3 protein-coding genes are annotated in these 6,642 nt (G+C 41.7%); all 3 read right to left on the reverse strand.

Annotated features, from left to right (window positions below; all coding sequences use genetic code 11):
• Nucleotides 1-215: 215 nt before the first annotated feature.
• Nucleotides 216-1,304 carry a DUF5688 family protein gene (locus ARB69_RS09780; protein ID WP_055057311.1) on the reverse strand — a complete coding sequence of 363 codons (1,089 nt, stop codon included), beginning with the start codon at nt 1,302-1,304 and terminating at the stop codon, nt 216-218.
• Between the two features lie 6 nt (nt 1,305-1,310).
• Nucleotides 1,311-1,451, reverse strand: coding sequence for a hypothetical protein (locus ARB69_RS27170; RefSeq protein ID WP_166460071.1), 141 nt, complete (start codon nt 1,449-1,451; stop codon nt 1,311-1,313).
• An 88-nt stretch (nt 1,452-1,539) separates the two neighbouring features.
• Nucleotides 1,540-6,642, reverse strand: a 5,103-nt coding sequence (locus ARB69_RS09785; protein ID WP_055152825.1) for a SpaA isopeptide-forming pilin-related protein, incomplete at its 5' end; no start/stop codon positions are given.

Genomic DNA, 6,642 nt, shown 5'->3' on the forward strand with positions numbered 1-6,642 from the left:
TGCATAAATTAAAAGCTGTTCTGGAAAAGTGTATTTGTACAGTCTGGATGCAGTGTTTAGGAACCGCATCCATTCCTGCGGACTGGCAGCTACATCTTTTGCCACCTCTTCCGTCAGCTGTTCCATTGCATATAATTTATTTGCCATGCGCTACTCCTTTTCATAAAATCAGGGACTGCTTAGCACAGTCCCCTTAAAATCATCGTTGTTACTCTTTATAATGCTGTGGCAAGCTCTTTTGACTTATTCTTTGGCACTTTGTCTCCCTCTTTTGCCTTGATTTCTGCCTTGGCTTTTTCCAGTCTTCCATGGATTCCACCTTTTACTTCCACTTTTTCGGCTGCTTTTTCTTTCTCCAAACGAGCTTCCCTACGCTCAGCATTTTCCATTACTGCGGTCTTTTTATCACAGAACTGAACCTTATCCGAAAGCTGTTCCTGTCTTTCCACCTGTGTCTCATTGACTTCCTGTACCATCGCATTTAATTCCGGAACCTGAAAAATGCCGTTATCAGGAAGAATCAGCACTTCATGAATGGAAGATGGGATGACAAAGTAATCACTTCCCAGGCATTCCCCAATCTGTTTACGAATATCTTCCTGCAGTAACAGGGAAGCTCCATTCATCTTAGCTTTGTTTGTCAGACAGAACATTGGGTTTTCCATGGCTTCCATATCCATTTTTTCATTCAGCAGGTTTTCTGGTTCTTCACCAAAAATCATAGATTTGATAATCTCATTCATATCCATAAGTGTGACACCACGTTTTCGGTCTGCCACCATCGCATTCGCTTGAATCTGTTCGGCAGATACTCCCCACTCGTTCATCAGAGAAACAGTTACCGGAATACTGCTGATCCCTTCTCCATTTTCCTCCAGATTTACTGCATAATAAGCTGCAAAATCTCCGTGTTCTGTGACTACTTTATCTGCAAGAAGATCGGTATTCCATTCCTTATCACAAATTCTCATCTGTAATTTGTCCTTCATCTTTTCATAATCCAGAATATCCGTAACTCCCATATCAAAAAATTCTGCTTTTCCCTGTGCCTCAATACGCATATCAGCCACATCGCCAACACAAGAGTCTACATCTTTTCCATGGATATATTCCTGGTAGAGGGAATCCAGATAGACTGTCGGTACGATTCTCTGATCTCCGTTTGGAATCGTAATACCTGTCAACTTCAACCCGTTGTTTTTTTCTACTTCCTGCAGTTTAATTTCTGCGTCCTTGTAAGACTCTGGCAGATACTCCTTTACATTGTCTTTGACATATTCATAAAATTCTTTTCTGTTCATCATACGCTTTTACCCCTTTCTGATCATGTGATGGTTCATTCTTTTTCTGCTGATCATCTGCTCGGCTTTCTTCTGATAAGCCATCATTCTCTTTAAAGTTTTCTCCTGGTTTTTTCGTGCTTCCTGTCTTTTTTCCATTGCTTTCATCATAGTTTTCTATTCCTTTCTGTGATTTTTTTGTATGAAAAAGGGAGCCTCACATAGAAGCTCCCAATCATAACCATTGATTTTGGTTTCCTTATTTGCTTTTCCTTTTTCTGCTGATATAAAGTCCTGCCATACCTCCTGTGGAAGTTACAAGAAGTAGGATCGGCAGCCAGATATTCGTGCTGTCACCTGTTTTCGGTGCATTTGATATCTTTGTCTCTTCATGGGACTGTGGTGTATCCGGTGTGTTCGGTGTTTCTGGAACTTCCGGTTTCTCGTTTGTCAGATTGAAAGTGACTTCCACGACCGGTGTACTGTCATCTGCATAGGCAAACGTCACTTCATGCTTGCTCTGATCCAGTGTGTATCCGTCCAGTGTCTTTGTTTCCACCAGATAATACTTGATCGCCGCATCATATTTGCCGTTCTTAAATGTGGCAATCTCATACAGCTTACTTTCCGCATGACCTGCAGCATCTGTCTTTAAGGTTTCCAGAACTTTTCCCTTACTGTCACGGAGTTCAAATTCTACCCCTTTCAGTGGTTCTCCTGACGATTTATCTGTCTTATTGAGAATCACTTTTCCCTTGGCAGTATCATCTTTCATAGCCACTTTCTGGATTTCTCCGGTGTCTTTCACCTCAAACGTCACATCGGCTGTCAGAAGATATCCTTTCGGTGCCTGCTCTTCACGTAAGGTATATTTACCGATTGGCAGTTTTTCGATATAGTGTGCTTCCTCTGTGGAAGTCCAGCTCTCTACTACCTGATCATCCTTATCGAGAATCGTCAGTTTCGCACCCGGAATCTCAGTTTCTCCTGTGATATCCGTCTTACTGATCTCTACTTTTGTCACATCATCTTTCATATCATGCTTCTGAACCTCTGCTATATTCTCTACTGTAAAGGTAATACTTTCTGCAGTAACATATCCATCTGCCGGTTTTGTCTCTGTCATGGTGTATTTCTTACCAACAACCAGTTCTTTGATCACATGGGATTCTTCCGTAGAAGTCCATTCATCTACTGTATTGCCATCTGAATCCGTTACTTTCAGGTGTGCACCTGGAAGTTCTTTACCTGTTGTCAGGTCTGTTTTGGACAACTCCACTGTGGTTGGCTGATTTTCAAAAGTAAAGTCGTAGCTTACTTCTGCCTGGTCTTCTCCGGCATATTCAAAGGTAAACTCCTGTACTTCATCTGTTGTAACAAATCCGTCCGGTGCAAAGATCTCTTTCACATAGTATTTTCCGTCTATCGGAAGATCTGCCGTAAAAGTAATCTGTCCTTTTTCATCCGTTACTCGCTGCTCGATCAGACTTTCCTTCTCAAGGAGTACCTCACCCTTTGCATTTTTGATATCTTCACTGGTATAAAGACCGAAGACACCACCTGCAAGAACACGTTCTGTATCTTTTTCTTTCTTCAGAACCGTAACCTTTACTTTCTGACGGGCATTCTGCCATTTCTCATCATAAGTGATAACTGGTGTATCCTGATCACGATAGGAAAGGTCAACATATCTCGGCTCTTTGTCCAGCACATAACCATGGGCTGTTTTTACTTCCTTCACATAGTACTTGCCAGCCGGGAGATCTCCCATCTGTGCAATACCATTAGAATCTGTGGTAATGGTTCCCACTTTTTCATCTGCTTTAAAATAATCTTCGCTGACACCATCTGCCGCTTTGATATCTTCCGCAGCAAATACATCGAAAGTTACATCTGTAAGACTTCCAGTTACATATTCAAAGAGATGCTCCACAGTACCTTTTACATTGTCCAGAAGTGTCACTTTATCCAAAAACTCTCCATTTTTGTTGATGATCAGAAGTCCTGTCGGTACTTCATCTTTCATCTCTACTTTCTGAATCTCTTCGGTATCTTCCAGCGTGAACTTCACATCCATTGCTTTCAGATAACCATAAGGTGCCATTTCCTCACGAAGAGTGTATTCCTCACCAACTGTCAGTCGTTTGATCACATGTGGCTGATCTTTTACAGAAGTCCACTGATCCACAACATTTCCTTCTTTATCAAGAACGGTGAGTTTTGCCCCATCCAGTTCCACACCTGTTGTTACATCAGATTTCGTAATTTCTACTGTTGTTGGCTGGTTCTTTTTCACTGTTTTCAGTTTTACTGTCTTCACATCCTGTCCCTGGTAAGAAGCATTCAGATTCAGAACTTCATCAGAGGACACAAATCCAGCCGGTGCTTTTAACTCTTTCACATAATACTGTCCAAGTGGCAGATCCAGCGTACATACTGCAAGACCATTATTATCAGAGGTCATTTCCTGTAAGAGTGTGTCTACTTTCACGATTACTTTTCCATCTGCCTTGATATCCGCTTTGTTATAGATACCAAAGACAGCTCCTGCTACGGTTGCACCATTTTCTGCATCCTGTTTTTCTACCTGAATCGCAACTTTCTGTCGGTCATCGCCAACAGTCACTTCTTGTTCAATCACCGGTGTATCCTGATTGGCATAGACAAATGCGACTTCTGATCTGTCATGGTTCAGGACAAATCCTTCCGGTGCAGTCTCTTCTACCACATAGTAAGAACCAAGCGGCAGGTTATCAGCAACTGCTTTTCCGTCTTCCCCAGTCGTTACCGTTGTTACCAGTGCATCTTTTGCATAGATCAGCTGTCTGTTTCTGTTTTCATCTTTCTGGTAATCCGGTGTATAAATATTTTCAGCTGCATAGACATTAAATTCTGCACCCTTCAGGTATCTTTCTTCATAAACAAAATCCTTCTTGAATCCGGTCAGCATCTCACCTTTTTTATAGATCGTCAGCTTTCCTTTTACCGGATGGTTCTCGTAATCTACCGTAATAATGGCATCTCCGCTTTCAGAATCCATCTGGTATGCTGTGTTTGCATCCACTGCAATCTCTACATAATTCTTGTTGATTGTGTACCCTTCCGGTGCGTTGACTTCCTCAATTCGGTAATGTCCGATCTTCAGATTCTTCGGCATGATCAGATATCCCTGGCTGTCCGTAAAATAGGACTTGTGAGTAGTTGTCACTGGGTAAGTTGTTACCTGCTCCACATACTTCTTGTTGTCCAGGTCATATACCTTAAATTCTGTTCCTGCAATCAATACAGATTTCTTTGTTTCATCGTCTTTTTTCACGATTTTCAGTTTTGCCTTAAACTCTTCATCCAGAAGCACTCGCCAGATCTGTGGCTCGTTTGGATGATGTTCTGTGATATTCACTTCAAAATCATCGACTGGCTTGTAATTGTGCGGTGTTGTAGTTTCACGCACTATATAGCTTCCAAATGGTAATGGAATACTGCAGGCATACCCTTTTTCATCTGTGAAAATCTCAGTTGCTCCATTTTCTCCACTCACTACTGGTTTGACAGAATCAAAATCATAGCTTCCATCTGCTTTCTTTGTAAGGGAAGATTTCAGATAAACTGTAAATCCGGCTCCGGATAACAGATCTGCATCGGTCTTTCCATTGTTGGCTGCTTTGATGATCTGAAATGGCTGTTTGATGACCTGCTCACTGGAAGTGCACTCTCTTTTTACTTCTGCTGTCATATCTCCTTCATAACTGCACACAAGATCATGCTCTTCTGTATCTGCCAGGTATCCGGTCGGCGGTGTGATCTCTTTGACATAATATTTGCCAAGATATAAACCTTTTACAGAAGACTGTCCTTTGTCATCTGTTGTAAGAGACGCTACCTGTTCTCCTGCTTTATAAATAGTTCCGGTTGCTCCGTCCGGATGCACGATATCTTCACGGGCATACAGACCATAAACTGCACCTTTCAGTGTGGCATCTCCCTGTGGTACTGCTTTTCCTGTTTCTTTATCAACTTTGAATAAATTGATCTTTGCTGTCACACGGTCATTGCTGAAGGTATGGGCAAATGATACGGTTGCTTCTTTATCATTGGTGTAAGAAAACTTGAACGTATACACATCTTCTGTATTTCTTACATAGCCTTCCGGCGCTTGATCTTCTTTTACGGAATAGGAATATCCAATCGGAAGATCTGCTGTGAATTTTGCAGTTCCATCTGCTCCAGTAGTTGCTTTCTCAATCAGTGTTCCTTTTTTCACAACAACGGTTCCGTCTGCATTTCTAATATCATCGGATGCATACAGTGCAAAAATACCGCCATTCAGTGGTTTCTTTGTATCTTTATCCTGTTTTACTACGGAAACGTCTGCTTTCTGTCTTTCGTTGTTAAAAGTCACATCTGCAAATACAACTTCTTTATTCTGTCCGGCATAAGTCAGAGTCACTGACTTTTCTTCGCTGCCGTTATAGAAATTGTCCGGTGCTTTTGCTTCTTTCACCACATAGCTTCCAAGATGCAGGTTCTTCAGTGTAACAGAACCATTCTCACCTGTTGTCAGATTTTCTTTTACCAGGTCTCCTTTGCTGTACACTTTTGTGCCATAAGCAGTTACGATATCTGCCCCGGCATACACGTTATACACTGCATTTTTCTGTCTGCGGTTTTCATACTGAAATACCGTTCCATTTTCACTGACATCTGCTCCGGAAAGCACCTGTCCTTCTTTGTAAATGGTAAGCTCTGCAAGCTGTTCTTTATTTTCTACAGTCACAGAGGAAGTCTTACTTGCTACCAGTTTTACATTTGTTGCCGTTGCATTTACTACATATCCCTGTGGTGCTGTGATCTCTTTCAGATAAACGGTATCCTGTGTCTTGATGATCGTAACAGAAGATTTTCCATTCTTATCTGTTGCCGGCATCTGAGTGAGCAGCTTTGTACAAGCCTCATCGCTGTATACACCGAATACTGCACCTGCAAGATTAACATCCGCTGTATCGTCTTTCTTTACGATTTCGATCGTAGCCTGTTCAATCCAGGACACCTTTAAGCTTACATATTTTTCATCAGCGACACCTTCTCCAAACACAAATGCCAGATCCTGAACACTTGCATTCGTAGTCAGTTTATATGCTGAATAATCTTTTGTAATACTTCCCTTCATCTTTGCAGAAAAAGTAGCACTTACATCTTTTGTCTGTGTCAGAGGAGCCGAGAGATAAAACGTGGTTCCTCCTCCAATTGTTACGCTTGCACCTGCCGCACTTACATTTCCAGTAGATACATTATGAAACTTTACTCCCTTTGGTAAGTCCATTGTAATTTTCTGCTGGGAAGATGCGTTGAACTGAATGTTCTC

The organism is Faecalicatena contorta, assembly GCF_001404335.1.
Taxonomy (GTDB): Bacteria; Bacillota; Clostridia; order Lachnospirales; family Lachnospiraceae; genus Faecalicatena; species Faecalicatena contortus_B.

Coding starts and splice junctions, on each gene's coding strand:
- ARB69_RS09780 (WP_055057311.1), bottom strand. CDS start 1,304: ATGATGAACAGAAAAGAATTTTATGAATATGTCAAAGACAATGTAAAG.
- ARB69_RS27170 (WP_166460071.1), bottom strand. CDS start 1,451: ATGATGAAAGCAATGGAAAAAAGACAGGAAGCACGAAAAAACCAGGAG.